Genomic DNA, 25,927 nt, shown 5'->3' with positions numbered 1-25,927 from the left:
GCTACTTCTTTTTGCGCGCCGCTGAGCGTAACCGTGAGATTTCGTAGAGCGTGACGCTCGCTGCGATTCCCGCGTTGAGCGACTCAGTTGAGGCGCTAATCGGGATCGAGACGATAGCATCGCAGTTCTCGGTGACCAGTCGCGAGAGCCCCTTACCTTCACTACCAACGACGATCAGCACCGGCTCTTTCGCCAGCGGCAACGACGGCAGTGATACATCGCCGTCGCCATCAAGGCCGAGCACGAACACACCCCGCTTCTTGTATTCCTTGATCATCTGAGTGAGGTTGTTGGCCATTGCTACCGGTGTGCGCGCAGCCGCGCCCGCAGAAGTCTTCCACGCGGATGCCGTCATGCCCACCGAGCGACGCTGCGGAACGATGACTCCCTGGCCACCAAACGCGGCGACCGATCGCACGATGGCGCCGAGGTTGCGCGGGTCCGTAATGCCGTCTAGGGCAACGAGCAGGGGAACTTGGCCGCGCGCCTCAACCTTGTCGAGCAGCTCCATGGGGTGCGCGTACTCATACGGCGGCACCTTGAGGGCGACGCCCTGGTGCACAGAGTCAAAACCGGCAAGGCGGTCGAGTTCTGGACGCATGACCTCAAGCACCGCAATGTTTCGAGCGTTGGCGAGCTTCAGGATTTCCTTAACGCGATCATCGAATTCGATGCGCGCCGCCATATAAAGGGTGTGAGCGGGAATCTTGGCGCGCAGCGCTTCGAGCACAGAGTTGCGGCCGGTGACCATCTCAGACTCATCAGCAGACTTTGCGACCCGCGACTGGGTGGGACGGGTGGAACGCTGTGGTCCGTCGGTGGCCTTTCCGCCGCTGCGGCGACCGCCGGCAGCTTCGTAGCGGTCCGCAGCGGCTTTGCGCTTGCCTGCGGGGTGGTAGGGACGATCCTCAGCTTTGGGGGTGGGCTTGCGACCTTCGAGAGCTTGACGTCCCTGGCCTCCCGAGCCAACCTGGGGGCCTTTGCGGCCCTTGCGTACCGCCCCTGCGCGGGGTTTATTAGCGGGATTTTTCACGAGTGTTGCTCCTGTCGGAAGCGCCGTTTATTCACGGCAAGCTCCAATGCGATCCGGTCGGGTCATCTTCTACAGTGATGCCCGCCGCTGATAGTTCATCACGGATTCGGTCCGCCACAGCAAAGTCCTTTGCTGAGCGGGCTGTGTTGCGATCTTCGATGAGCTTCTCAACCAGTGCAGAAAGTGCAGCAACCGCTGGTTCTGAGGGCTCAGAGTCCCACCTCGAATCGAGTGGGTTGATACCCAAAACTTGTGCCATCGCGACGACTTGCGATCGCGCGGTGGCGACTGCCGCGAGATCCCCATCATCAAGGGCGGCATTGCCTGCACGAATTGTATCGTGAACTACGGCGAGCGCCTGCGGGACCGCAAGGTCGTCATCCATCGCTTCACCAAATGCTTCGGGAACCTCGTTGGTGTTGTCAACATCGAAGCGGGTGTCGCGCAGTCGACGTGCGGCCCGCTCAATGAACACCTCAAGGCGTTCGAATGCCGCCTCCGCCTCGTCGAGCGAACCATCGGTGTAGTCAATAGTGGAACGGTAGTGGGCAGCCCCCAGCAGGTAGCGCACCACGATCGGCCTGGCCGCATCGAGCAGATCGCGCGCGAAGACAGAGTTGCCGAGCGACTTCGACATCTTCTGGCCATTCACATTGACCATGCCGTTGTGTACCCAGTGCTGAGCAAACTCGTCACCGAGAGCACGCGACTGTGCCAGTTCATTTTCGTGGTGCGGGAACCGCAAATCGAGGCCACCGCCGTGGATGTCAAACGCACCACCCAAATAGCGGCGAGACATTGCCGAGCACTCGATGTGCCAGCCGGGACGACCGTTACCCCACGGGGAAGCCCACGACGCTGACTCGGGCTCGGTCGGCTTGCTCCCCTTCCACAGAGCGAAGTCGCGGGGATCGCGCTTGGCGCGGGGGTCAGTATCTGGCGCGGCGACCATGTCGTCACGCTTCTGGTTGGTGAGCTCACCATATGCAGGCCACGACCGGGTGTCGAAGTAGACGTCACCCGATTCATCCGCTGCCGCGTAGGCATGACCGCGCTCGATGAGTTTCGCAATCAGGTCGCGCATCTCAGAAATGTTGGCGGTGGCGCGTGGCTCGTAGGTGGGGGGCAGGATGCCGAGCGCGGTGTAGCCAGCGGTGAACTCGAGTTCACTGCGGTAGGCCAGTGCCCACCACTGTTCGGTGGAACCCGCCGCTCGGGCATCCACTGCCTGGTTCAAAATTTTGTCGTCGATGTCGGTGACATTGCGGATCAAAGTAACTTCGAGCCCGCGGTAGGTCAGCCAACGACGCCAGATGTCGTAGACAAGAGCGGAACGTAGGTGCCCGATGTGCGGCGCGGCCTGCACGGTGGGCCCGCAGACGTACATTCCCACTTTGCCAGGTTCACGGGGTTCGAGGTCGACGAGGCGGGCACTCCGAGTGTCATACAGGCGAATAGTCACGGACAAAGTTTAGCGACCTGCGCATGAACATTTCGTGGAAACTGAGGCGCACGAGTGTGTATGCGACAGTAGAATGAGTGCAAATCAGCAGTGACGCAGACGAGAGGGATGGACCCATACCCAGTCCACGCAATCAAGCCATGCTTGTGAAAGCCGCGACCCTCTATTATCTCGAGGGCAAATCACAGGCTGAGGTCGCCGAAGAAATTGGCGTCTCTCGCTCCAATGTATCCCGCGTTCTTGCTGACGCACGCAAGAACGGCATCGTCGATATTCGCATCAACGATCCCTTCGGTCGTGCACGGGACCTCGAGTCTCAGCTCGTGGCTCGCTACGGGCTGCGGGAATGCCGCGTGGCCCCCAGCACCGGCTCAGACAATCAGCTGTCACGGGTTGGTGCGCTTGGCGCCCAGTGGCTGCTCGACAATCTTCCGCGAGAAGGCGGCGTTGCTCTGTCGTGGGGGTCGAGCGTTCAGGCGGTAGTTGATGAGATTCCGGATGATGCCTCGCACGAGAACATCGAAGTACTTCCGCTTGTTGGCGGGCTTTCCATCGTCGATTCGGCCCGTGATGGCAATGTGCTCGTGCGATTGCTCGCAACCAAGCTCGGTGCGCAGCACCGGCGCCTCTACGCCCCCGCGGTAGTCGAGTCGCGTGAATCGCGTGAAGCATTTCTGGGTGAGTCATCGATCACGGGGGTACTTGACGCGTCTCGGCGCGCCAAGATCGCGATTGTCGGGGTCGGAAACGTGGGCAGGGGCGCCTCGGGCGCCATCATCGAGTCGATGAAACTGAGTCGCTCAGAGCAAGCGGAGTTCACAGCATCCGGAGCCGTTGGTGACTGCTGCACACGCTTCTTTGATCGCAACGGAAAAACGGTCGAATCCACCGTCAACGATCGAGTGATCGCGATCGACCTTGAAGAGCTTGGCAAAATTCCCACCGTGGTGGGAATTGCTGCTGGCGCACACAAAATGGAGGGAACCCACGCGGCCCTCACAGGCGGACTATTCGACGTGCTCGTAGTCGACTCCGACCTTGCGCTCTCATTGCTTAACTAGTCCTGGTACCGAGGCGAGCAGCGACGTCGCGTGCGCGCGTTACCGGCGAGTGGATGCCAGGAGCGCCGTGAATATTGAGGCGAGTTCCTCTGGAGTTGCTGCGGAACTCAACGACTCATGCCAATTATCAAGCTGGAATACCGAGATGAGTTGAGTGAGCATCTCCGTCTGGGCGTGCGGCTCGGTAACCAGAATGAGAACAGCGACCCTGGCGTGCACAAGAGAGCCGGTTCCCCCCATTTCGCCAAACGCGACAGGGTGTGCAAGTGTCGCGATGCCGAGCCCGGATTCGATTACGTGCTCGACGTCTGCGTGGGGAATTGCGACCGGGATGATCGTCGGCAGGCCAGTGGGGAATGCACGTTCACGCTCTAGCAGCGCAGCCTCAAAACTGGGGTGTACCGCGCCCACTGCGAGCGCTTGAGCCGCAAACGCCGACAGCACCTCAGCACTCGTTGACGCCTCAAGTCCGACGAAACTGAGGTCGGCGCGCGGGACGACGGTGTTTGCTTCCTGAATGGGAACCGCCATGATCGTTCATCCTCATCGGTACCCGTTACGGGTGATAGTAAAAAACAAAACTCTTCTACACATTTGTACACCAAAGGTGCATAATTGTGACACAAACATTGCTAGGCGAATACATAGGAGTATCCAAAATGGCCTCACAGCGCATCCTCGTGATCTGCGGCACCGGAGTAGCAACATCGACTGTGGTCGTAACAAAAATTCGCGAGTTTTGTGCCTCCAAAGGCCTCGACGCAACGATCACACAGGGCAAAGTAGCCGACACTCTGCGCGGCAACCTCAACGCAGACTTTATCGTGGCCACCACCCAAGTGCCCGATTCCGTCGGCATCCCCGTCATTGCCGGCCTCCCCTTCCTCACGGGAATGGGCCTCGACAAGGTATACGCCGAAATCGAAAAACAGTTCGAATAAACCAGTAAACAACCGCGATTCACTGAGAGAATTGGACGTTCACCGTTGAACATCATCGAAGACATTCTGACAAATATCACTAGCTACCTCACAGCTCTCGGAGCCGCCGTCACCCTGCCGATCCTCATCACGATTTTCGGCATGATTCTTGGTCAAAAGTTCAGTCAAGCGCTCCGTGCCGGAGTGCTGATCGGTATTGGCTTCATCGGAATCAACCTCGTGATCGGTCTCATGGCCTCCACCGTCGGGCCCGCCGCTCAAGCTCTCGCCGTCAACCTCGGCGTGAATCTCACTATTCTGGATGTCGGGTGGCCAGCGAGCGCGGCAATTGCGTTCGGCTCCACCATCGGGGCGGTGATCATCCCCGTTGGCATTCTCGTGAACATGTTGCTGCTCTGGTCGGGACTCACCCGAACATTCAACATTGACCTCTGGAACTTCTGGCACTTTGCACTCGTCGGAGCACTGGTTGGTGCTGTCACCGAAAACTTCTGGATCGGTATCGGCGCAGCCGCCGTGCACATGGTGATCGTGTTGGCTCTTGCCGACCTCTCCGCACCGTTGATTCAGAAGTACTTCAACTTCCCCGACATCTCGTTCCCCCACGGTACAAGCGCCCCGTACATCCTGTTCGCGATACCTTTCAACTGGGTCTTCGACCGCATCCCCGGTTTCCGCAACCTGAAGGCCGACCCGCAGTCCATCGAGAAACGCTTCGGAGTATTTGGTGAATCGATGATTCTCGGACTCGTGCTGGGTATCATCATCGGCCTCGCCGGCTTCGGTTTCGACGACCCGCGCGGTGACTCCATCGCGATCTTGGTTCTCGCTATCAGCCTCGCGGCCGTGCTGCTGCTGCTGCCGCGCATGGTTTCGATCCTTATGGAAGGCCTTATTCCGATCTCGGATTCAGCCCGTGAGTTCGTGCAGAAGCGCTTCCCCGGCCGCAAGTTCTACATCGGTCTCGACACCGCAATCGCCGTCGGACAGCCTGCAGTGCTTGCTACGTCGCTCGTATTGGTTCCGGTGACCGTTCTGATCGCAATCGCGCTTGCTCCGGTCGGCAACCAGGTGCTGCCACTCGTGGACCTCGCAACTCTGCCGTTCATCGTGGCCATGATGGTTCCGATCTTCCGCGGAAACATCGTGCGCTCCGTCATCGGTGGGGCAATCGTGATCGGCCTCGGCCTGTTCATTGCCACCGCAACGGCACCGCAGTTCACCGCAATCGCCGAAGCATCTGGTTTCACCGACACACAGGGCTCACAGCTCATCTCCTCGCTTGTTGATGGCGCCAACCCGCTCACTGGCTTGTTCTTCGGAGTTGCCAACCTTGGCGGTTGGACCATTGGCGTACTCGCCGTAATGGCTCTCGGCTTCGCCTTCTGGGTGAGTCGCATCGAAAAGAAGCGCGACATTGTGCGGACGCAGGCGGAGAATGGTGCCGCAGTGGAGACCTCTACCGAAGCCGCCCCCGCTGACGTCGCTGAAGTGCAAGCCGTCACCGAAATTGCTGCAGCCGAACGTGCCGCCAACGAAGGAACAACCAAGGCATGACTGCCTGACGTTTAAACCAGAAGCCCCTCTCCCTCTGAATGGAGTGGGGCTTCTGCGGTTTCGCGTTAACGCCCCGCAGTGTGCGCGGTGTTAACGCGATCAGGGGCCGCACGATTCGGACTATTCGACTGTTGCGAGAAGCTCCACGAGTTCATCAAGCACAGCGTCTGCACCCTCGTCGTCTGACGCGAGCGTCACTGATTCGCCCTGGGAGACACCCAAGGAGATGACGGAGAGGATGCTGGCCGCATTGACAGCCTTCTCACCCTTGGCAACCGTGATCGTTAAGCCACTCTTGGCAACCGCCTGCGTGAACAGTGCGGCGGGGCGAGCGTGAAGCCCCGAGGAAGAAACAATTGTTGCTGTGCGTTCTGGCATGGTGTACCTGTTTCGAAACGTGGTGGACAGCGCCCGAGCAGAGCGCGGCTGGCGGAAGAACCCGCAAGCGGGTTGCGGCTCTAAAGCAAACGCTCCGGAGTCGCGACAAGGTTCGTGATGGTCGCAAGCATGCGTGCGGCATCCGCACCATCAGCAACACGATGATCGACGGTTAGGCCGATCGTGCAACTCAACCGCACGCCGAAGGTCCCGTCATCGAACACGCGCATGCGTGGCTTGACGGCACCAGACGACAAAGCGGTTGACTGCGGTGGCGTGAGTAGCGCATTGAATGATTCCACTCCGAATCCTCCCAAGTTCGAGAATACGCTTGTTCCGCCGCCGAGGCGTGCGGGTGGCAGTGTGCCGTTTCGCGTCTCCTCCACAATTGTCGCAATTTCCGCGACGAGGTCAGCCAGTGAGCCCTCGTGCGAGTTGGTCAACACCGGAGCAATGAGCCCCGACGGTGAGTCAATCGCCAACGCGATTCCGATGTGCTCATTGGCGACGACTGAGTCATCCGCCCACGTGCCGTTCAGCGCACCGTTCTCTGCCAGAGCGATCGCCTGGGCCCGCACGAAGAGCGCGGTCCAACTTGCTCCGCCGAGCGTGGTTTTGCGCACGGCAGCCAGAGCTGACAGATCAAGGTCAACGTAGGCAGTGAATTGCGGTATGAGAGCGGATGCCGACATCACCTTGGCAACTTGCTTGCGGGTGCGCAAACGGCGAGCTTCGACCGGGTCCCCCGTCTTGGCTGTGGCCGCTGTGGCAGTTGCAGGGATCGAAGCTGCGGCAGCCTCGGGAGCAGCTTGGGCTGGAACTACGGGCGCTGCAGTAGCGGCGGCCGGAGCCGCAGCGGGTGCGGCTGCGGCGGGTGCGTCCGCCTGTCCCGCTACCGCTGCTTCAACATCCGCGACCCGCACGGTGTTGTCGGGGCCGGTGGGGGTGACCGTGGCGAGGTCAATATTGTGCTGTTCGGCGACAACCCGAGCGGCAGGAACCGCGGGAATCCAGCCGGTCTCGATCGGCGCCGGTGCCGCAATGGGTGCAGCCTCAGCGGCAGGAGCAACCGTTGGCGCTTCCTCGGCAGGCTCATCGAAGAGTCCTCCGAGCAGGTCGTCGGCATCAGTCGTGATGTAGGCGATGGCCTCACCAACGGGGTAGACATCGTCCGGTTGGGCAATGATGCGAGCCAGAACACCGTCGAAGGGCGACTCCACCTCCATGTCGACCTTGTCGGTCGCGACCTCGCAGACTGGCTCGCCTGAGCGAACAGGGTCGCCCACTTGCTTGAGCCAGGCAACCATGGTGCCCTCTTCCATAGTCATGGACATTTTGGGCATTATCAGAGGCAGCTCGGCCATGTCACCACTCCCGAACGAGATCGGTAGCGGCCTTCACAATATCCTCAACCTGAGGGACCGATGCGCGCTCAAGCTTGGGCGCGTACGGGATCGGGATGTCGAGTCCGGCCAGTCGCTTGATTGGCGCACGGAGGTAGCCGAAGGCATCCGATTCAGAGATGATTGCCGAGACTTCAGACATAAAGCCGAGCGTGCGCACCGCCTCCTGTACGAGCAGAACGCGACCCGTCTCCTTAACTGTGCGAAGGATCGTGTCAGTGTCGAGGGGCTTGAGCGTGCGCGGATCAACAACGGTTGCTTCGATGCCATCAGCGGCGAGAATCTCGGCAGCCTCGAGTGCGCGGCTCACTTCAATGCCGGTAGCAATTATCGTGAGATCTTTGCCCTCGCGGGGCACTGCGGCAACTCCCAGAGGGGTGCGAACATCTCCGAGACGAACCTCACCCGTGGTCTTGTAGAGCAACTTGTGTTCGATCACTATGACCGGGTTGGGGTCATCGATGGCCGATAACAGCAGTCCCTTGGCGTCATCCGCCGTTGCCGGCATCACGACCTTGAGACCGGGGATGTGCACAAACCAGGCTTCGAGGCTCTGCGAGTGCTGCGCGGCAGCGCCCGTGCCCGAACCACCAGGAGCGCGAACAACCAGCGGTACGTTCATTGCGCCGCCGAACATGAAATGAATCTTCGCGGCCTGGTTGGCGATCTGGTCCATCGCCTGGGCGGTGAAGTCAGAGAACTGGATTTCGACAATCGGACGCATACCGGTAATCGCGGCCCCTACACCAGCGCCCACGATGCCGAGCTCGCTAATGGTGGTGTCGCGGATACGCTCGGGGCCGATTTCGTTGATTAGCTCGCCGGTGACACCGAAGGCCCCACCGTAGGTTCCCACGTCTTCGCCCATGATGAATACGGCAGGGTCAGCGGCCATTGCGATACGCAGAGCATCTCGAATCGCTTCGGAGTAGGTCATTACTGCGGTTTCTACCGCAGAGGTCTGAGGTGCAGTCGTCTGTGTAGTCATCATTGTTACCTTGCGTAGACGGCGGAAAGGAGGTCGTCGGCGGTGGCATCCGGCGCGGCATTAGCGCGTTGAACGGCGCTACGCAGCTCGGTGCGCACATTCTCTCGAATGGCATCGATGTCGGCCTGGGTCAGGCCACCGGCGGCGATTGCTTGAGCTTCAAACAGCAGAATCGGGTCCTTGGCGCGCCACTCATCGATCTCGTCGCGCGTGCGGTACAGATTCTTGTCTGACTTCGAGTGACCGCGCCAGCGGTACGTCTTGGCCTCGATGAAGGTTGGGCCGCCACCGTTGCGGGCGCGGTCGACTGCCTCTTGCGTAGCGTCGTACACCGCCTGAACATCGTTGCCATCGACTGTGACACCAGGGATGCCGTACCCGCGTGCGCGGTCAGAGAGCTTCTCGAGGTTAAAGGCCTTCTCTGACGACATCGACATGCCGTAGAGGTTGTTTTCGCACAGGAATACCACGGGAAGCTGCCACATGGCTGCGAGCACAACGCCCTCGTGCCAGGCACCCTCACCCAGGGCGCCGTCACCGTGGAAGCTCACCGCAACCTGCTTGGTGCCGCGCATCTTTGCAGACAATGCTGCGCCGGTGGCGATGGGAACACCACCGGCCACGATGGCGTTAGCACCAAGGTTTCCGGTTTCGGTATCCGCAATGTGCATGGAGCCGCCGCGTCCGCGGCAGTAACCGGTCTCCTTGGCAAGAAGCTCGGCCATCATGCGCTCCATTTCAGCGCCCTTGGCGATGCAGTGGCCGTGGCCACGATGCGTCGAGGTGATGTAGTCATCTCTATTGAGCGCAAGACACGCACCGGTCGGCACAGCTTCTTGACCGATCGAGAGGTGCATGGTGCCGTGCATAAGGCCGCGACCATAGAGATCTTCCACAGCTTCTTCGAAGCGGCGAATCTTCCACATCGTGGCGAGACTGGATGCCGCGAGTTCGCGGTTTGCTGCAATTGGCGTCGTGATAGTACTCACCTTTTCTTAGACTGAGAGCAGAGCAGAAAGTGCAGGAACCTGCAACTGACCGTCTGCCAACAGAGCGTCCTGCAGTTTGCGCAAGATCACAATGGTTTTGGTTTCATCGAGTTGAACGTCGTCATAAGTGACAGCAGTGCCTTTCGCTACATCGCGGATGAGCGTGCCCGCCGATGCCAAACCGATGGGCAGTTCGCGACCCGCCTTCGCTTCGGCCGCCGGAACGGCGTCGCCATACACGTGCTCGCCACCAATGCCATCGATTTTCTCGCCGGCTTTGAGGTCTCTCTTGGCCATCGTTGAGACATCTGCATTCCAAGCGATCGGCGCCAGCGATGACTGGCGGTCAATCATCACCTCACCAATCGAAAGTACTGCCTCAACGCTGGCCAGGTGGTACGGGCGATAGAACGCAAAGTAAGGGCCCTCGCCGAGCTTCAGGTAGCTGAGTTCCTCGTGCACAACGGGGTCGGTTGCCTTAGCTACGACGAACACTCCGGGAGCGACCGGACCAGTGGCATAGTCAACAACACCACTGCGCTCGAGAATTCCGCCATCAGCAATGGGCTTGAAGATATCTTGCAGCGTCGGAACTGTTGCCGCAGGCCCGTGCATCGAACGCTTCGTGAGCTGGAGGTCAGCCGCATTTGCGAGCGCTGCCATCTCGATCATCGTTTTGGTTCCGTCGACGAAGCTGCACAGCATCCGCGGGTTCATGCCCTTGGCTTTCGCTTCTGCTTCCAGGGAGCTGGGAGTGGCGGTTTCGTTGAGGGGATTGTTTTTGCCTTTGCCAGCGAGCACCACGTCGAGGCCGATGTCTTCGACGTACTCGACGAGCTTGAGGCACTCTACGGGCTCGTCGCCCCGGCACACGGTGTAGATGTTTCCGGTCTGAGCCGCGATGCGAGAAAGGAGAAGCCCGACGGTCACGTCTGCTTCAACCGTCATGAGAGCGACATCTTTGCCGCCGAGCAGCGATGCGAGGGCGACTTTAGCGGCGATTTCAGGAACGCCAGAGCACTCGATAACCATATCGATGGGTAGCCGGGGAAGGGTGAGCGCATCGTTGACGACAACATGTCCACCGGCTTCGATCGTGGCTGCCAGCGTTTCGAGGTCTGTCGACTGGTCGACGTCGGTGATGCCCGCATTCGCTAGGGCACTGACCGCACGGTCAATTGCGATGTCAGCAACAGCAGTAATGTCTACGCCCTTTTGGCGGGCAATCTGGGCGATGAAGCCTGAGCCCATCTGGCCTGCACCGACGAGGCCGATGCGCACTGGGCGCCCGACTTCGCGCTGACGCGCGAGCAGTTTGTTCGTGTAACCCATGACAACCCCTTGTGAAACCTTTGATTTGCACTTATGTGCACTTCTCGATCAAGTATGTGTATTTAGTATGCCTCGCCAGGAACGCCGATGCAATGTCGGGTGCGAACGCACCCCGGACTCTCAGTTCGCTATTTGCGCGCCGCTGCTGCCGCGTTGTTCTTGTAGGTGACCCAGTACTGCTTGGTGGCGTAGTCGACCGCTTCAGTCATCTTCTTCTCGCTCGTGCGCAGCACGGCAGTGTCAAGATCGCCAAGCAACTCAGGGCGGGGCTTGAAGTACGCAAGTACAGTTCCACCCACCATGGCTTCGGCAGCCACGATCTTGGTAGTCGATGAGTCAACAACCATCAGCACGATTGCGCCCCGCAGGAAGCCTTTGCCGCGACCGGAGACTAAGAAGTGGTCCTTGGCCCCAATGAAACTGGTGCCGAGGCGTTTGGTCGCGCGAGAGTAGGTGCGCTGTTGGAGCAGGCTGAATAGCACGCTCAAGACGAGCGCTGCCATCAGCAGTAGTGCAAAGCCGGTATCCATTGTCATTTACCTTCGATCAGCTCGATAGTGACGCCAGCCGCGGGGAGGCCTAGGGTGCCTGCCGCGTGAATGGCGCCGGGAAGAATCTTTTGACTATCTTCTGGATCGCTGTACACCACGAAGTGGCCCAGCGTGCGGAGGTTATGGGAAGCAATTTCGCCGACCTCCGTAATGATGACCTCAGAGTCCCCCACCCGCAGCAAGTCTCCCGGTTGGGGATCACGCTGCGGGTGGTGGTGCGCGACAGTGTGAACAACACTGACCTCAGCCAGTTCGGCGGGGCAGGGCTCTCCGAAGAAGATCACCACTCCCCCGTCAAACATTTCGGTGGCGTCCGTTCCGATGGACGTGACCTCGCTGCGGTAGTAGGTAGTCATTTTGTCTCGCTTTTCTCTGCGGTTATGTGCGGTGAATAACGGTGGTTAGACCAGTGCGAAGCTTGCGCCCCACGCGATCAACACTGCCAGTGGCGATGTGATCAGGCGAGAGAAGAGCACAGCGGGTACACCCACTGCAACCGTCTCAGGCTTCGCCTCTCCCAAGGCAAGACCCACGGGCACGAAGTCACAGCCAACCTGACCGTTGATGGCGTATAGCGTCGGCAGTGCATACTGCACCGGCAGTGCGCCAGCAGCGATCTGTGTACCCATGAGTACACCGACGACCTGAGCGATAGCTGCTCCCGGGCCGAGGATGGGCGACAGGAACGGCAGCCCCGTGATGACTCCCAGCAGGATCAATCCGACAGGGTTTGAGGCCAATGGCGTCACACCCTGCGCGATGAGATCCGAGAGCCCCGTGTAGGTCACGAAACCGATCAGAAGACTCACGTACGCCATGAATGGCAGGATCGTCTGCAACACAAGCTGAACGGTCTGGCGACCGGACGACAGCAGAGTGTTGATGATGTTTCCCACGACCGAACCGAATCGGGTGGCCATATTCGAGAAGAATCCGACGAAACCACCACCGCTGACCGACTCTGACGTGAAGTGCTGCACGGTGCTCGCGCCGAAGGCTCCCTTGGGGGCGGCATTGCCGATCGCCGCGCTGGAGGCCGATGCCGCTTCAGCTGCATAACTTGCGTAGGCAGGGTCGCCGTCAGCAAGCGCAACATCGCCGGTTCCCACTGCCGAAACGAAGACGTCGTCGGTGATGTACTGCGCCAGAGGGCCTGATGGCTCCCCGGGGAAGACATCGACGGTCATCATGCGCTTCTTGGGGTAGACGCCAATGCGGGCGGTTCCACCACAGTTGATCACGACAGCGACAACGCGCTCTTCGGGAATGCTGTTGGTGAATCCATCGACGGCTTCTGCGCCGGTCAATTCTGCAATTCGTGCGGCGACCGGGTGGATTCCGCCGCCCGTCACCGAGAGAATAACGTTCTTCTCTGCGGTGGGCTCAAGCAGCAAGCCCCTGCCCCATCCGCCGCTGCCGGGCTTCACAAATACGTTGTTGTAGGTGTTCTCGCTCATGATCACACCGCCCCTTCACTAGAAGCTGAGGATCTGGTTTGCTTGCCGGCCTTCGATGCCATGACGCGCTCGGTTGCGCGAGCAAAGTCACGGTCATATTCGTCGAATACCTCGGTGAGACCCTGACGACGGATCAGCAGCTTGGTGATCCACTCCGTCACGATTCCGCGAATGAAGATCACGATGATGCCGGTGCCGAAGTACAGCAGGGCTAGCAGCGGGTACTTCTCGGGAGCATAGGCAAGCACTCCGGCGGAGACTCCCGCCCAGACGAAGATCTCTCCCGCGTTCGCGTGCGGGAAGAATGCGGTGACCGGGTGCACGAATGACACAGCCGAGTCGTAAAACGCTGGCTTCTGCCGCTCGGGTAGGAAGACACCAAAGGAGTACGCCATCGGGTTCGTCAGTACGATGACCGCGATGATCGGCATGATCGTGTAGCGGGTGATCGCCCAGCGAGCGGACCACTGCACAGCGCGAGTCATGCGGTCTTCACCAATCCAGGTGATGAGCGCATACATGAACGTCAGCAGCACGATCAGTGTCGGGAGAATACCCGTCACCAGCCCGACTAGTGCTTCTCCCGAAGCGTTGAACAGACCGATAAAGTTCGTCGCACCCCACGTGAGGGCTTGAATGATCGGATTATCACTGGCCGGCACGGGCGGCTCATCAGCCGCCCAAATTATTGCGTCTAGAACAGATTGCATCTCACACCTTTCTCCAGCCGCAACTTCGTTGTCGGCGCCTGTAGGGCCGATGGCTGTGACGAGAGATGTGTCTCCATCGACCCTATAACTACATTTGCACATTTGTGAGCATTGGGCTCACAGTGGTGTAATAACAGGTATAGCAGTCGAGAGGGAAAAATCCAAAGAATCACCAAAAATGTTTATTGCTCAGGGCTCGCGCGATGCTCGAAAAGGGGCGTCGCTATCAGCGGGTGGGAGAGCGCAGTATCGCTCGCATGCGGGGCTAGTCTTTGCGGTGTGAGGCTTCTGCAGGGGTGCGGGCGTGAACAAGGGCGGTAGCAATTGCTGCCATTCCTTCGCCGCGGCCGGTGAAACCTAGAGCGTCAGAAGTCGTGCCCGCAATGCTCACCGAAGCACCCAGAATTCCGCTGAGAAGCTCCTCTGCCTCAACGCGTCGACGCGAGACCATCGGGTGGTTGCCGATGAGTTGCACGGAGACATTGCCGACCTCAAACCCAGCGTCTCGAATCAGGTAGAGGGTCTCATTGAGAAAGACATCGCCATGCGCGTCTTTAAACCTGGGATCATTCGTTCCGAAGACACTGCCAAGGTCACCAAGCTTCGCGGCCGAAAGCATCGCATCACAAATCGCGTGGGCAACAACGTCGCCATCGCTGTGACCTCGAAGTCCAATCTCATCTGGCCAGTGCAATCCGGCCAACCAGAGTTGCTTCGTGTCGTCATAGGCGTGCACATCTGTGCCAGTGCCCACCCGGATGCCAGAAGCAGCAGACTCGGTAAACAAGTGTTCTGCGCGGCGCAGCTCCCACGCCGTGGTGATCTTGAACGCGAGATGATCTCCGGCAATGATTGACACCGGATAACCCGCGGCCGCCACCAGAGCGGAGTCGTCGGTAAACTCTGCGTTCGCGGCTTCGTGTGCGACGACCAAGTGCTCTCGGGGAAACCCCTGCGGAGTTTGCACGGCCATCAGCACCGAACGGTCAACAGTTTCGACAACTCTGCCGGCATCATCGGTGCGTTTGATGGTGTCTGCCACTGGCAGTCCCGGCACTACGCCTGAGTTGGTACTGCGCACTTCGGCAGCCACTGAATCGAAAACGACGCTCGGTGTGAGCGGCCGTGCCGCATCGTGCACGAGGACGACCTCGACGGTGGGCTCAAGAAATTTGAGAGCGGCCGCAACCGACTTCTGGCGGGTGGAGCCACCGACGATAATCGTCGGCTCCTGATCCCGACCACCGGGAACCGCCAGCGCCAGCTGCCGGGCAATGGGAACGAACGACTGCGGCACCGCGATGATCACTTGGGCGGGTTCGGCCATGCCGAATACCGACTCGAGCGCACGACTGAGAGTCGGGCGCCCGGCAAGATGCACAAAAGCTTTGGGTTCGTTGCGGCCGAGGCGGGTTCCGTTTCCGGCGCCGAGGACAATAACGGCGACACGGGGATCTGTCTGTGAGCTCATATGGGGCGGGTATCTCCAAATCGATGGGCGAGGAAATACTCCTCCACCAAAAAGATGTAGCGAATCACCCTACCGCTGCTTACCAGACAAAACAGCGAGCAAAACGGGTTTAGGAGGCGAGAACCTCATCGAGCACGAGAGAAGCCTTCTCTTCGTCCGTTTTCTCAGCCAGAGCAAGCTCCGAAATCAAAATCTGACGGGCCTTAGCCAGCATCCGCTTTTCTCCAGCAGAGAGCCCGCGGTCTTGGTCTCGACGCCACAGGTCACGAACCACCTCGGACACCTTAATCACATCACCCGATGCCAGCTTCTCAAGGTTGGCCTTGTAACGACGCGACCAGTTAGTGGGCTCTTCGGTAAAGGGTGCGCGCAGCACCTCGAAAACCTGGTCAAGACCCTCGCGACCAATAACGTCGCGCACGCCGACGAGATCGACGTTATCTGCGGGTACTTCGATCGTCAGATCGCCCTGGGTGACGTTGAGCTTGAGATAAACTTTCTCTTCGCCCTTAATGGTGCGCTTCTTCACCTCGGTGATCGTTGCAGCACCGTGATGGGGATAAACGACTGTCTCGCCGACCTCAAACAACATGGATAGTGGTCCTCTCGAAGAAAGCCCAGTTTATCACAGTTGGAACATGGTAAGGGTGGCCTAACTAATCCCTTCAGCGCGGCTATCGATAGTATGGATTTGTGACAGTACTCACTCGCGCAGCACGCGCCGCAGCATCCGCCCTCCTCGCCGGCGCTCTCATTGTGGGCACCGCAGGCTGTTCCTTCATCACGCCAACGGCGACGCTCAATCAGTATGATCCGAGCGACGGAATCAGCACATCGGTCGGCGAGCTTAAGATTCGCAACGCTCTCGCGATCAGTAATGACGACAACAGCGCCGTGAGCCTAATGATCACCATCCTCAACACCAGCACGTCGAGCGGCAGCCTTCGCCTGCAGTACGAATCCGCAGATGGCGAACGAGTGGACATCTCCGAGCCACTCTCGGCAGACGAGATTAAGAGCTTCGGCACCGAAGTCGACGGCGAGAAAATTGTCATTAGCGATGCAGGCCTTGTTGCGGGCCAGCTGTTCCCCATCTACTTTCAGTACGGCAACGAGAGCGGTAAAGAACTGCTCATTCCGGTCATTTCAGGCGACGACGAGATCTATGCCGATCTTGCTCCCGCCAGCGCACTCGACGAGTAAGTAACCCCCACCAGCAGCGCACGCGCGGGGCTAGTCCTCGAAGCGGTAGCCGAGGCCACGCACGGTCACCAGCATGGCCGGCTGCGATGGTACCTTTTCAATCTTTGACCGAATACGTTTGATATGAACATCGAGCGTTTTGGTGTCTCCGAAGTAGTCAGCGCCCCAGACCCGGTCGATGAGCTGCCCGCGGGTCAGCACGCGCCCACAATTGCGCAGCAGCAGTTCAAGTAGTTCGAACTCCTTGAGTGGCATCGCCACCGTGTCGCCGTCGACCGTGACCGTGTGTCGTTCGACATCCATTCGCACGCCGCTGGCCTCCAGCACAGAATCCCCAACGTCAACGTCCTCGATTCGCCGACGAAGCACCGAGCGGATTCGTGCCAACAGTTCACGAGTGGAATACGGCTTGGTCACATAGTCGTCCGCACCCAGCTCAAGACCGACCACAATATCTACTTCGCTATCTTTTGCCGTGAGCATGATGATGGGCACGCTAGAGCGCGTGCGAATCTCGCGGCACACTTCGGTGCCAGGGAGGCCGGGCAACATGAGGTCGAGCAACAGAAGATCGGCACCGTTGCGGTCAAACTCGGCGAGACCGGCGAGACCATCTTCGGCAATGGTCGTCTCGTAACCTTCACGCTCCAACAGGTACGCGAGGGGCTCGCTCAGCGATGATTCATCTTCGACAATCAGAATGCGGGTCATTTCTTATCTCCGGTTGGCTGAGCTACAGCATGGTCGATTTCGGGCAATCGGATCGTGAAGGTCGAGCCGTGGCCGAGTTGCGACCACACACGGATGTCTCCTCCGTGGTTCTGCACGACGTGCTTGGCGATGCTGAGACCTAGTCCGCTACCGCCGGTGTGTCTGCTGCGCGCGGGGTCACTGCGGTAGAAGCGTTCAAACACCCGATCGACTTCATCTTCGGGAATACCCACCCCTTGATCGGTAACTGAAATCTCGACGGCGCCCGCTCGTTGCCGAACTCCAATACCGATCCGAGTGTTCTCGGGTGAATACTGCACGGCGTTAGAGATCAGGTTATCAACCGCCAAGACAAGCAGTGTCTCGTCACCAAAGACCTCGACGTTGCTGACTCCCCCACTCACGAGAGTGACCCTGCTGAGATCGGCCGCCACGCGATTCTGGTCGATCGCAACCGAGACGACGTGGTCAACGTCTACAAGTTCGGCCTGGGCGAGCCCGTCAGCTGACTGCAGCCGCGAGAGTTCAATGATCTCCTGGGTGATGCGGGCGAGCCGTTGGGACTCCTTGGTGAGCCGCTTAGCGAAACGAGTGACCTGCTCGGGCTCGTCAGAGGCACTCACGAGCGCTTCGGCGAGCAATCCCACAGCACCAATGGGTGTTTTGAGTTCATGACTGATGTTCGCGACGAAGTCTCGCCGCACACTCTCGAGCCGATATGACTCGGTGCGATCTTCTGCCAGCAACAGCACATATCGTGAGCCAAGGCGCGCGACACGAACGAAAAGATAAATATTGGCATCGCCAAATGGCCCACGCGACAGATGTACTTCTTGCGCGATCGGCTCTCCAGTGCGACGCACTTGGTCAACAAACTCGACGAGTTCCGGATGAACGAGCGCGTGGTTCCACACCAGTCCATACGTGAGCGCGGCATGCGATGCCTTCATGATGTTGTTCGAAGGATCGAGCACAATTCCCGCGGATTCCAGCGCATCAATGACCTGATCGACGCCATCCGGGACTGCTGAGGACACCACGTGTGCCGCGCGCTGACCGCGCCGCGCCGCCGCATAAATGATGAGGGACATACCACCACCGAGAATTATGCCAAAGGCGAGGGCGGCTGGTACGAGCCACGCAGAGTCCATAGCGACTAGATTAGTTACATCTGAAGCGTTCGCTTGCCGCGAGTTCGCGACGAGTGCTCACTTCAGATAAAGTTCAGGCCGCCAACACCTGCTGTTAACCTAACGCGGGCAGGATGGCCTCAGCCGTGCGGGCTTCGTCATGCCCGTATCGAAGGGACGTAAATAGCGTGCGCGAAGTATTTCAACAGGAACTACGCGAGGTGCAAGACCGCCTCGTAGAAATTGCCAGCCTTGTGGCGGTCTCAATTGAGAACGCAACACAAGCATTTAATGAGTCAGACGTGTCGCTCGCCGAAATGGTGATCGCCGACGACGATGAGATTGATGTCGCGGCGGCCGAACTCGATGAGCTTGCAATTAACATTCTCGCCCGTCAGCAGCCGGTGGCTCGAGACCTGCGAATTGTGGTGAGCGCTCTGCGCATCAGCGCCTCGCTCGAGCGCATGGGCGACATGGCCGAGCACATCGCTCAGCTCGCCCGCTACCGGTTCCCCGACAAAGTGGTACCCAAATCATTGCGCGGCACCTTCGCTGAGCTTGGTGCTCTCGACGTGGCCGTTGCCAAGAAACTCGTCGAACTACTCAAGCATGAAGACGTGCGCATTGCCGAAGAGATTCGCAATGATGACGACAAGATCGATGCACTGCACCTAAGCGTGTTCGACAAGGTGCTTGGCGAGACGTGGAAGGGTGCCGCGGTGAACACCGTGGATGCCACTCTGGCGTCGCGCTACCACGAGCGTTTCGCCGACCACGCGGTCTCCATTGCCAAAAAGGTGCAGTATTTGGCGACCGGTGACTGGGTGCCAACCGACGACTAAGTTCTGCCTCAGCAACGCGCAGAAGCCCCGGTGAGAGCGAATCTCCCCGGGGCTTCTGCCGCGCGTGCGGTCGGGCCGCTACTTCTTGCCCTGTGAGGCCACCGCGGCGGCTCCCGCGGCTGCTGCCTCCGGGTCGAGGTAGTGGGCAGGCTTGATCGGCATGAAGGTGTCGTCGAGCTCATAGACCAACGGAATTCCGGTCGGGATGTTAAGGCTCGCGATGTCATCATCGGAGATGCCATCAAGGTGCTTCACAAGCGCGCGCAGCGAGTTGCCGTGGGCGGTGACGAGCACAGTCTTGCCGACAGCGAGATCCTGAGTGATGTCAGACTCCCAATAGGGCAGCATGCGGTCGATGACGAGCTTGAGGCTCTCGGTGCGGGGAATCTCACCGTCAATACCGACGTAGCGTCGGTCATGAACCTGGCTGTACTCGGCATCATCAGCGAGCGCCGGTGGCGGCACATCAAAGCTGCGACGCCAGGTCATGAATTTCTCTTCGCCGAACTCTCCGAGCGTCTGAGCTTTGTCTTTGCCCTGGAGCTCCCCATAGTGTCGCTCGTTGAGGCGCCAGGAGCGTTTCACTGGCAGCCAGTCGAGGTCGGCCACCTGAAGAGCAATATTTGCCGTGTGGATGGCGCGCTTCAGCAGGGAGGTGTATTGAACGTCGGGCTGTTTCTCGAATGCGGCGATCAGTGCGCCGGCGCGTGCTGCTTCGGCGCGGCCTTGATCGGTGAGCCCAACATCCACCCATCCGGTGAAAAGGTTCTTCTGGTTCCAGTCAGAGTTGCCGTGGCGCAACAAAATAAGAGTGTAAGTCATACCCCAAGCGTACCGAGATCGAACGAGAGTCGGGCGGATGCTGACGCTAGCGCTTGACGGCACCGAGGCGGGGCAGGCGGGGCACGTTGGCTGCGGCTCCGGCGTCTGAGGGAACGATGACTTCTTGCGAAGCGGAGACTTCACCGACGTCGGAGGCAACGGCCAGCGTTTCTGCGGCATCCACCCCGCGTTTGATCGTTGCTAGGGCGATGGGGCCGAGCTCGAAGTGGCGGGCCGCCGCGGAAACAGAGCCGATCACCTTGTCCTCGAGGGTGACTTCTGCGCCCGCGGAGGGCAGTGCACCTTCGGAGCCGTCGAGGTGCAGCATGACGAGTCGGCGCGGGGGGCGCCCGAGGTTGTGCACTTTGGCGACGGTCTCTTGGCCGCGGTAGCAACCCTTGGTGAGGTGGACTGCTGAGCGCATCCAATCGAGTTCGTGCGGAATGGTGCGGTCGTCGACATCGCTGCTGAAGCGGGGGCGCCAGGCGGCGATGCGGAGGGCTTCAAGGGCGAGCGAGCCGGAGGCGGCAAGGTGGCTGAGATCGGCGTCGGGTGCGACCAGTGATTCGCGGTAGTTCCAGGTCGCCCCGGGGTGATGTTCGGTTCGCGAGTACTGATAGCCACCGCGGGTGACGGTGGCCCACGAATCGTTCCAGACCAACGGAACCCCGTTCGACTCTGTCGCCGGAATGGCGAGGTCGCCAAAACTGCCGATGGTGAGAAAGTCTGCGCTGCGATCGGCGATTTCGACGCGAAGCATGAAACGCATGCGGTCGAGCCATTTGGTGAGAGTCTCGCGTTGGGAATCATCGACGAGAAGCCAGGTGGTTTCGGAATCGTCGATAACGCGCATTGCGTGCTCGATGCGCCCGTTCGGGGTCAGCAGCAGTGTCTCTGAACTCTCGCCGGCGGCCAGCGACTTGAGTGCTTGCGAGGTAAGCGAATCGAGCCAGGTGAGTCGATCGGGGCCACTGATCGTGATCACCGCCCGGTCGGCCAGTTCGACAACAGACTCTCCGGCGGCGAGGGCACGCTGTTCGCCGAAGGGGTTGCCGTAGTGCTCGGGTGGGTCACCCACCGCGCCGGGCCGGGAAGTAAAAGTACTATTCGACACGAGCAAGCCGCCCTGACACGTGGTTGCGAAGATCTTGGCCGAGAGCGGCAATATCCCACGCCCGCAGCAGATGAGCATCCACGAGTCCGCACATCCGCGTTGCTGCGGTGTACTCCTTGGCACTCTCGGTGCGCAGAGTTTCAACCTGCTCGGCCCCAGTGAATGGTCGGGCAGCAACCGCGGGCAGTATGCCGGGGCCCGGGTCGCAGGTGTCTAACTCCATCACAGTTTGGCGCGGTTAGCGCTGGCCGCGAAACAGGTTGTAGACGACCACGAGTGAGACGTAGCCAATTGACAGCGTCGCAAGACCGAGAAGGCCAATAAAGAAGAGCTCAAGTGCGAGAAGCATGTGTCAATCCTACCTCGGTGCGGGGTAACCGCGCTAAACGATTGCGAAAAGGGCTGTCGCTGCAGCGACCAGAGCAAGCGACCCCACGATGCTGGCTGTCGCCCGTGCCACAAAGCGCTCTTTGCGCTGAATAGCGATTTGGATAACAAACGTGAGCACGATGGCGCCAGCAAGGGTGATCGCCAGCCAGGTGACGCGCATCTCAGGGGCTGCGGTTACGCCAATAATTAGCGCGCCGGTCAGGCTCAATAGCCACACCGGAACTACGCTCCATTTTAGCCACGTCATACCCCCATCGTATCTAGATTGGCGGGTGAAGCGCCCGTTCATGAGCCCTGCGATCGGCGGGTAGAATACTTTTCACGCAAGTGGGGAGACCATATGGCACACATCTTGATGCTTAGCTCTGCGCCCGACGCTGAGCCACTCCCCGCACTGAGTTTGCTCAGCCACACAATCGAAGTGGTCGTCGCTGCGTCGGCAACCCTCGTTGCAGCCCCCACCACGGACCTGATAATCGTGGATGCCACCACCAACCTCGCCGCGGCCAAGGGGCTCTGCTCAGTGCTGAATTCCAGCGGCCTGTCATGCCCGCTATTCGTTGTCGTCACCGATGGCGGCCTTGCGGCAGTCAACCACCAATGGCACATTGACGACTTCCTCGTTGCTGGCGCCGGACCAGCCGAAGTGGATGCCCGCATCCGCCTGGCGTTAGCGCGTCGTGAGGGCGAAAGTTCGACATCCAAGATTCGGGCATCCGGAATCGTTATTGATGAAGCAAGCTACTCAGCCAAAGCTCGTGATCGTTCGCTTGATCTCACGTTCAAAGAATTTGAACTGCTGCGCTTTCTCGCTTCGCACCCCTCGCACGTATTCACCCGGGAGCAGTTGCTGAGTGAAGTGTGGGGTTACGACTACTTTGGTGGCACCCGAACCGTTGACGTGCACGTGCGTCGCTTGCGCGCAAAGCTTGGCGATCTGGAATCGCTGATTGGCACCGTGCGCAACGTCGGATACTGCTTCAACATTGCCGAAGAACCCGAACAGCCGGCAGTCGCAAAGGAATCGTCCGGCGTCGCCGCCGAGGGTCACGCCGCAGCCAGCGAAGACCGCTCCGTGGCCGTTTAGCACCACTCGGTCTGGCGGCGTGCCTCTCGGTATAGAGCCAAATTTGGCCCGCTGGTCGCTGAGTTCGCCAGTTGTTCACCGCTGGGTGGCAGGATGATCTAATGGATAACGACAGTGCGCTTGCCGACCCTAGCTCTGCTACGGACTCGCTCGACGAGTACGACATCGACGAATCGTCGAGCGTTGATGACGGCACCCTCGTTTATGATCGCTACCTCGATCGCGAGCTGAGCTGGCTCGCGTTCAACCAGCGAGTGCTTGAACTAGCCGAAGACACATCGCTGCCCTTGCTTGAGCGCGCAAACTTCTTGGCAATTTTTGCCAGCAATCTCGATGAGTTTTTCATGGTGCGCGTGGCGGGGCTTAAGCGCCGCATCGATACGGGACTTGCTGTGCCCACCAATACGGGTCGCGCTCCCATCGACGTGCTCGAAGAGTTGAGCACCGCCGCCCACGCTCTGCAGGAACGTCACGCCGCGGAGTTCACCAACAGTGTGAAGCCGGCACTCGACGCTGAGGGCATCCATATTGAAACCTGGGCTGATCTCGGGCCCGCCGACCGCGAGCGCGTTCACGAGATCTTCTCAAGCCAAATTTTTCCGGTGCTGATGCCGCTGGCCGTCGACCCCGCGCATCCATTCCCGTACATCTCAGGGCTCTCACTCAACCTCTCGATTCGGGTACGCAACCCCAAAACGCAGAAGGAAGAGTTTGCGCGACTGAAGGTGCCCAGCGTGCTGCCCCGCTTCATTCAGTTGCCGGATGACGGCAGCGACCAGTTGCGCTACATTCCGCTCGAAGATTTGATCTCCAACCACCTCGACGCGCTGTTTCCGGGCATGGAGATTTTGGCGCACCACGAATTTCGGGTCACTCGCAACGAAGATGTCAATGTTGACGAAGATGAGTCGGAGAACCTCATTAAGTCGTTGGAGAAGCAGATTCTGAACCGACGCTTTGGCCCGCCCATCCGCCTCGAAATCACCGACGATATGGATGAGGTGACGCGTGGGCTTCTGGTGCGCGAGCTGAAGATCAGCGAGCAGGAGGTCTACCGCTTACCTGCCCCGCTGAACCTGAGCGGGCTCTTCCAGCTGACCCGCATCGACCGTCCGGCGCTGAAGTACCCGCGCCACGTGCCGACCACCAGCGAGAGTCTGATGCCGAACGAGGGCAACGAGCGTGCCGATATTTTTCGCGCCATTGCCCACAAAGATGTGTTACTGCACCACCCTTATGAGTCGTTCTCGACGAGCGTTCAGTCCTTCCTTGAGCAGGCTGCGGCCGACCCCCACGTCCTGGCCATCAAACAGACTCTCTACCGCACCAGCGGTGACAGCCCCATTGTCGAAGCGCTAATCGATGCTGCCGAAGCAGGCAAGGCGGTGCTGGCTCTGGTAGAGATCAAGGCCCGCTTTGATGAGACGGCGAATATCTCGTGGGCGCGCAAGTTGGAGAAAGCCGGAGTGCACGTGGTTTATGGGCTCGTCGGGCTCAAGACGCACTGCAAACTCGCACTCGTGGTGCGCGAGGAAGAGGGCGTACTGCGCCATTACGCCCACATCGGCACGGGAAACTACAACCCGAAAACCAGTCGGCTCTATGAAGATCTGGGGCTACTGACCGCCAACGATCAGGTCGGCAAAGATCTCACCCGCCTGTTCAACGAGCTGTCGGGGTATGCCATCGAGAAAAAATTCAAACGCCTCCTGGTGGCTCCGCGCCACTTGCGCAAGGGTCTCATCAAGCACATCAATGCCGAAGCCTCGAACGCTCGTGCTGGGCTGCCGTCGGGCATCCGCATCAAACTGAATTCAATCGTGGATGAGGCGATCATCGATGCACTGTACCGGGCAAGCAATGCGGGGGTTCCGGTCGACCTCGTGGTGCGCGGGATCTGCTCGCTGCGGGCCGGCGTGCCAGGGCTCAGCGAGAACATTCGCGTGCGTTCGGTGTTGGGCCGCTACCTCGAACACTCGCGCGTATTCTCATTTCACAACGATGGCGACCCGCAGGTGTTCATCGGCAGCTCAGACATGATGCACCGCAACCTCGATCGCCGTGTTGAAGCTCTCGTGCGCATCGTTGAGCCGGATCACATTGCCGAACTTGAGCACATGTTCGATCTCGCCGTTGATGAAAATACGGCATCGTGGTGGCTGGATGCTGAGGGCGTGTGGGTACGCCACGGCCATTCAGAAGACGGCGAACCGCTCAACGACCTACAGAATGTTCTTATGAAGCGAATTTCACAGCGCAAACGAGGCGGAGCTCGCCGGTGAGCGCCCCAGGCTCAGCCAGCGCACCGGTCCTTGCCGCCGGCATTGTGTGCTGGCGAGTAGTCGATGGCAAACCGAGAGTGCTGCTGGTGCATCGCACCGCACACAAAGATGTGTCGCTGCCTAAGGGCAAGCAGGATCCGGGCGAAACGCTGCCCGAGACTGCCGTTCGCGAGATTGGGGAAGAGACGGGGCTGCGCGTCGACCTTGGTGCCCCCCTCGGGCACGTTCACTACACTCTGGCCAACGGTCGCAATAAGTTCGTGCACTACTGGTCAGCTGAAGTAAACGACCACGACCTTGAGCGCGCAAAGTTCACCCCCACCGACGAGATCTCGTCGCTAGAGTGGCTATCGCTCTCGAAAGCCCGCAAGAAGGTCAGCTACTCGCATGATGTGGATGTACTCGATCGTTTTGCTGAGCGCTACGAGGCCGGTAATGCCCGCACCTTCGCGATGATCGCAGTTCGCCATGGGAAAGCCGTTCCGGGTGAAACGTGGGACGGGCCCGATGCCACGCGCCCGCTCATGCACCGCGGAACAGATCAGGCCGCAATCATCGCCGGTGGCATCGCCGCGTTTGCGCCCACACGCATCCAGAGCAGCACCGCCGCACGCTGTCTGGCCACAATCGCACCTCTAGCCGAGCGCACCGCACTTGAGGTCAAGTCGACCGCCGACCTCAGCCAAGATGCCTACTCGAGCACTGGCGCGGCGATCAACGCCCTCGTCGACAAGCGACTCAAAAAGCAGCAGTCGACGGTGATGTGCAGTCATGGTCCTGTGCTTCCGCAAATTATCAGCGCGCTGGCCGATGCCTCCCACACGACGCCAACCTCGAAACTGCGCGAAGCAGCAATGCTGCGTACTGGCGACTTTTCGGTGCTTCACTTTGCTCGCAACACCAAGAAGCTTCGACTGGTGGCGGTGGAGACTCACCGCCCCTGACGCTGCACCGTAAATCTTCTTTCAATTCACGAGAGAATGTCCTGCACGCCAGTTTTTTGAAAGGACACC

Annotated in this window: 27 protein-coding genes and 1 pseudogene; 8 read left to right on the top strand and 20 right to left on the bottom strand. The window is 59.7% G+C overall.

Annotated elements, in window-relative coordinates; genetic code table 11:
- Position 1: 1 nt before the first annotated feature.
- The gene (gene rlmB, locus FB472_RS10635; RefSeq protein ID WP_141990866.1) at positions 2 to 1,033 is read right to left on the bottom strand and encodes a 23S rRNA (guanosine(2251)-2'-O)-methyltransferase RlmB; all 1,032 of its coding nucleotides are present in this window, start codon (positions 1,031 to 1,033) and stop codon (positions 2 to 4) included.
- A 31-nt stretch (positions 1,034 to 1,064) separates the two neighbouring features.
- Positions 1,065 to 2,495, bottom strand: coding sequence for a cysteine--tRNA ligase (cysS, locus tag FB472_RS10630; protein WP_141990865.1), 1,431 nt, complete (start codon positions 2,493 to 2,495; stop codon positions 1,065 to 1,067).
- Positions 2,496 to 2,635: 140 nt separating this feature from the next.
- Here cysS and FB472_RS10625 point away from each other — a divergent pair, with 140 nt between their 5' ends.
- Complete coding sequence (locus FB472_RS10625) at positions 2,636 to 3,556, top strand: sugar-binding transcriptional regulator (RefSeq protein ID WP_141990864.1); 921 nt, start codon at positions 2,636 to 2,638, stop codon at positions 3,554 to 3,556.
- Positions 3,557 to 3,595: 39 nt separating this feature from the next.
- Here the strand turns inward: FB472_RS10625 and FB472_RS10620 are convergent, their stop codons facing one another.
- Positions 3,596 to 4,087 carry a PTS sugar transporter subunit IIA gene (locus tag FB472_RS10620; protein WP_141990863.1) on the bottom strand — a complete coding sequence of 164 codons (492 nt, stop codon included), beginning with the start codon at positions 4,085 to 4,087 and terminating at the stop codon, positions 3,596 to 3,598.
- 128 nt (positions 4,088 to 4,215) lie between these two features.
- Here FB472_RS10620 and FB472_RS10615 point away from each other — a divergent pair, with 128 nt between their 5' ends.
- Both FB472_RS10615 and FB472_RS10610 read left to right on the top strand, forming a co-directional pair.
- Entirely contained in the window at positions 4,216 to 4,497 is a 282-nt protein-coding gene (locus FB472_RS10615) for a PTS sugar transporter subunit IIB (protein ID WP_141990862.1), read from the top strand.
- 45 nt (positions 4,498 to 4,542) lie between these two features.
- Entirely contained in the window at positions 4,543 to 6,054 is a 1,512-nt protein-coding gene (locus tag FB472_RS10610; RefSeq protein WP_215730432.1) for a PTS galactitol transporter subunit IIC, read from the top strand.
- 120 nt (positions 6,055 to 6,174) lie between these two features.
- Here FB472_RS10610 and FB472_RS10605 read toward each other — a convergent pair whose 3' ends face one another.
- The 11 genes from FB472_RS10605 to FB472_RS10555 form a co-directional block, all read right to left on the bottom strand.
- A complete protein-coding gene (locus FB472_RS10605) occupies positions 6,175 to 6,432 on the bottom strand; it encodes an HPr family phosphocarrier protein (protein WP_141990861.1) in 258 nt (85 codons plus the stop codon).
- 80 nt (positions 6,433 to 6,512) lie between these two features.
- A complete protein-coding gene (locus FB472_RS10600; protein WP_281283291.1) occupies positions 6,513 to 7,766 on the bottom strand; it encodes a dihydrolipoamide acetyltransferase family protein in 1,254 nt (417 codons plus the stop codon).
- A 31-nt stretch (positions 7,767 to 7,797) separates the two neighbouring features.
- Positions 7,798 to 8,823 (bottom strand): alpha-ketoacid dehydrogenase subunit beta, encoded by a 1,026-nt coding sequence (locus tag FB472_RS10595; RefSeq protein WP_141990859.1) that lies wholly within the window; start codon positions 8,821 to 8,823, stop codon positions 7,798 to 7,800.
- Between the two features lie 5 nt (positions 8,824 to 8,828).
- Complete coding sequence (locus FB472_RS10590) at positions 8,829 to 9,812, bottom strand: thiamine pyrophosphate-dependent dehydrogenase E1 component subunit alpha (RefSeq protein ID WP_215730430.1); 984 nt, start codon at positions 9,810 to 9,812, stop codon at positions 8,829 to 8,831.
- 6 nt (positions 9,813 to 9,818) lie between these two features.
- Entirely contained in the window at positions 9,819 to 11,144 is a 1,326-nt protein-coding gene (locus tag FB472_RS10585) for an NAD(P)H-dependent oxidoreductase (protein ID WP_141990858.1), read from the bottom strand.
- Between the two features lie 128 nt (positions 11,145 to 11,272).
- A complete protein-coding gene (locus FB472_RS10580; RefSeq protein WP_170192082.1) occupies positions 11,273 to 11,674 on the bottom strand; it encodes a transcriptional regulator GutM in 402 nt (133 codons plus the stop codon).
- 2 nt (positions 11,675 to 11,676) lie between these two features.
- Positions 11,677 to 12,051: a PTS glucitol/sorbitol transporter subunit IIA gene (locus FB472_RS10575; RefSeq protein ID WP_021809547.1), complete on the bottom strand. Its 375-nt coding sequence runs from the start codon at positions 12,049 to 12,051 to the stop codon at positions 11,677 to 11,679.
- A gap of 45 nt (positions 12,052 to 12,096) precedes the next feature.
- Complete coding sequence (gene srlE / locus FB472_RS10570) at positions 12,097 to 13,152, bottom strand: PTS glucitol/sorbitol transporter subunit IIB (RefSeq protein ID WP_035897636.1); 1,056 nt, start codon at positions 13,150 to 13,152, stop codon at positions 12,097 to 12,099.
- A 2-nt stretch (positions 13,153 to 13,154) separates the two neighbouring features.
- Positions 13,155 to 13,862: a PTS glucitol/sorbitol transporter subunit IIC gene (gene srlA / locus FB472_RS10565; RefSeq protein WP_021809545.1), complete on the bottom strand. Its 708-nt coding sequence runs from the start codon at positions 13,860 to 13,862 to the stop codon at positions 13,155 to 13,157.
- A gap of 265 nt (positions 13,863 to 14,127) precedes the next feature.
- Positions 14,128 to 15,333 carry a 2-C-methyl-D-erythritol 4-phosphate cytidylyltransferase gene (ispD, locus tag FB472_RS10560; protein ID WP_141990856.1) on the bottom strand — a complete coding sequence of 402 codons (1,206 nt, stop codon included), beginning with the start codon at positions 15,331 to 15,333 and terminating at the stop codon, positions 14,128 to 14,130.
- A gap of 109 nt (positions 15,334 to 15,442) precedes the next feature.
- Positions 15,443 to 15,925 carry a CarD family transcriptional regulator gene (locus FB472_RS10555; protein WP_021809543.1) on the bottom strand — a complete coding sequence of 161 codons (483 nt, stop codon included), beginning with the start codon at positions 15,923 to 15,925 and terminating at the stop codon, positions 15,443 to 15,445.
- 101 nt (positions 15,926 to 16,026) lie between these two features.
- Here FB472_RS10555 and FB472_RS10550 point away from each other — a divergent pair, with 101 nt between their 5' ends.
- A complete protein-coding gene (locus FB472_RS10550; protein WP_141990855.1) occupies positions 16,027 to 16,536 on the top strand; it encodes a hypothetical protein in 510 nt (169 codons plus the stop codon).
- Between the two features lie 30 nt (positions 16,537 to 16,566).
- Here the strand turns inward: FB472_RS10550 and FB472_RS10545 are convergent, their stop codons facing one another.
- Entirely contained in the window at positions 16,567 to 17,247 is a 681-nt protein-coding gene (locus FB472_RS10545; protein ID WP_141990854.1) for a response regulator transcription factor, read from the bottom strand.
- The gene (locus FB472_RS10540; RefSeq protein ID WP_141990853.1) at positions 17,244 to 18,398 is read right to left on the bottom strand and encodes a sensor histidine kinase; all 1,155 of its coding nucleotides are present in this window, start codon (positions 18,396 to 18,398) and stop codon (positions 17,244 to 17,246) included. Before FB472_RS10540 ends, FB472_RS10545 begins: the two co-directional genes overlap by 4 nt.
- A 167-nt stretch (positions 18,399 to 18,565) precedes the next feature.
- On the opposite strand from FB472_RS10540, the gene phoU reads away from it, so the two are divergent.
- Positions 18,566 to 19,219, top strand: coding sequence for a phosphate signaling complex protein PhoU (gene phoU / locus FB472_RS10535; protein ID WP_141990852.1), 654 nt, complete (start codon positions 18,566 to 18,568; stop codon positions 19,217 to 19,219).
- Between the two features lie 78 nt (positions 19,220 to 19,297).
- Here phoU and FB472_RS10530 read toward each other — a convergent pair whose 3' ends face one another.
- The 4 genes and pseudogenes from FB472_RS10530 to FB472_RS10515 form a co-directional block, all read right to left on the bottom strand.
- Positions 19,298 to 20,041: a phosphoglyceromutase gene (locus tag FB472_RS10530; protein ID WP_141990851.1), complete on the bottom strand. Its 744-nt coding sequence runs from the start codon at positions 20,039 to 20,041 to the stop codon at positions 19,298 to 19,300.
- 46 nt (positions 20,042 to 20,087) lie between these two features.
- Complete coding sequence (ygfZ, locus tag FB472_RS10525) at positions 20,088 to 21,155, bottom strand: CAF17-like 4Fe-4S cluster assembly/insertion protein YgfZ (RefSeq protein ID WP_246078184.1); 1,068 nt, start codon at positions 21,153 to 21,155, stop codon at positions 20,088 to 20,090.
- Positions 21,145 to 21,360: pseudogene (locus FB472_RS10520) on the bottom strand (heme-binding beta-barrel domain-containing protein); the annotation flags it as partial. The pseudogene FB472_RS10520 and the gene ygfZ, both read right to left, overlap by 11 nt.
- Positions 21,361 to 21,537: 177 nt before the next feature.
- Positions 21,538 to 21,792 (bottom strand): hypothetical protein, encoded by a 255-nt coding sequence (locus FB472_RS10515; protein WP_141990849.1) that lies wholly within the window; start codon positions 21,790 to 21,792, stop codon positions 21,538 to 21,540.
- A 93-nt stretch (positions 21,793 to 21,885) separates the two neighbouring features.
- Between FB472_RS10515 and FB472_RS10510 the strand changes: the two genes are divergently transcribed.
- The 3 genes from FB472_RS10510 (at position 21,886) to FB472_RS10500 (ending at position 25,858) form a co-directional block, all read left to right on the top strand.
- On the top strand, positions 21,886 to 22,632 hold the full coding sequence (locus FB472_RS10510; protein WP_141990848.1) for a winged helix-turn-helix transcriptional regulator: 747 nt from the start codon (positions 21,886 to 21,888) through the stop codon (positions 22,630 to 22,632).
- 101 nt (positions 22,633 to 22,733) lie between these two features.
- Positions 22,734 to 24,914 carry an RNA degradosome polyphosphate kinase gene (locus FB472_RS10505; RefSeq protein WP_141990847.1) on the top strand — a complete coding sequence of 727 codons (2,181 nt, stop codon included), beginning with the start codon at positions 22,734 to 22,736 and terminating at the stop codon, positions 24,912 to 24,914.
- Positions 24,911 to 25,858 carry an NUDIX hydrolase gene (locus FB472_RS10500; protein WP_141990846.1) on the top strand — a complete coding sequence of 316 codons (948 nt, stop codon included), beginning with the start codon at positions 24,911 to 24,913 and terminating at the stop codon, positions 25,856 to 25,858. The genes FB472_RS10505 and FB472_RS10500 overlap by 4 nt, the downstream gene beginning before the upstream one ends.
- The last annotated feature ends 69 nt before the right edge of the window (positions 25,859 to 25,927 follow it).

The sequence above is a fragment of the Rhodoglobus vestalii genome (assembly GCF_006788895.1).
Lineage (GTDB): Bacteria > Actinomycetota > Actinomycetes > Actinomycetales > Microbacteriaceae > Rhodoglobus > Rhodoglobus vestalii.
This window is presented reverse-complemented; position numbering and strand designations above follow the sequence as displayed.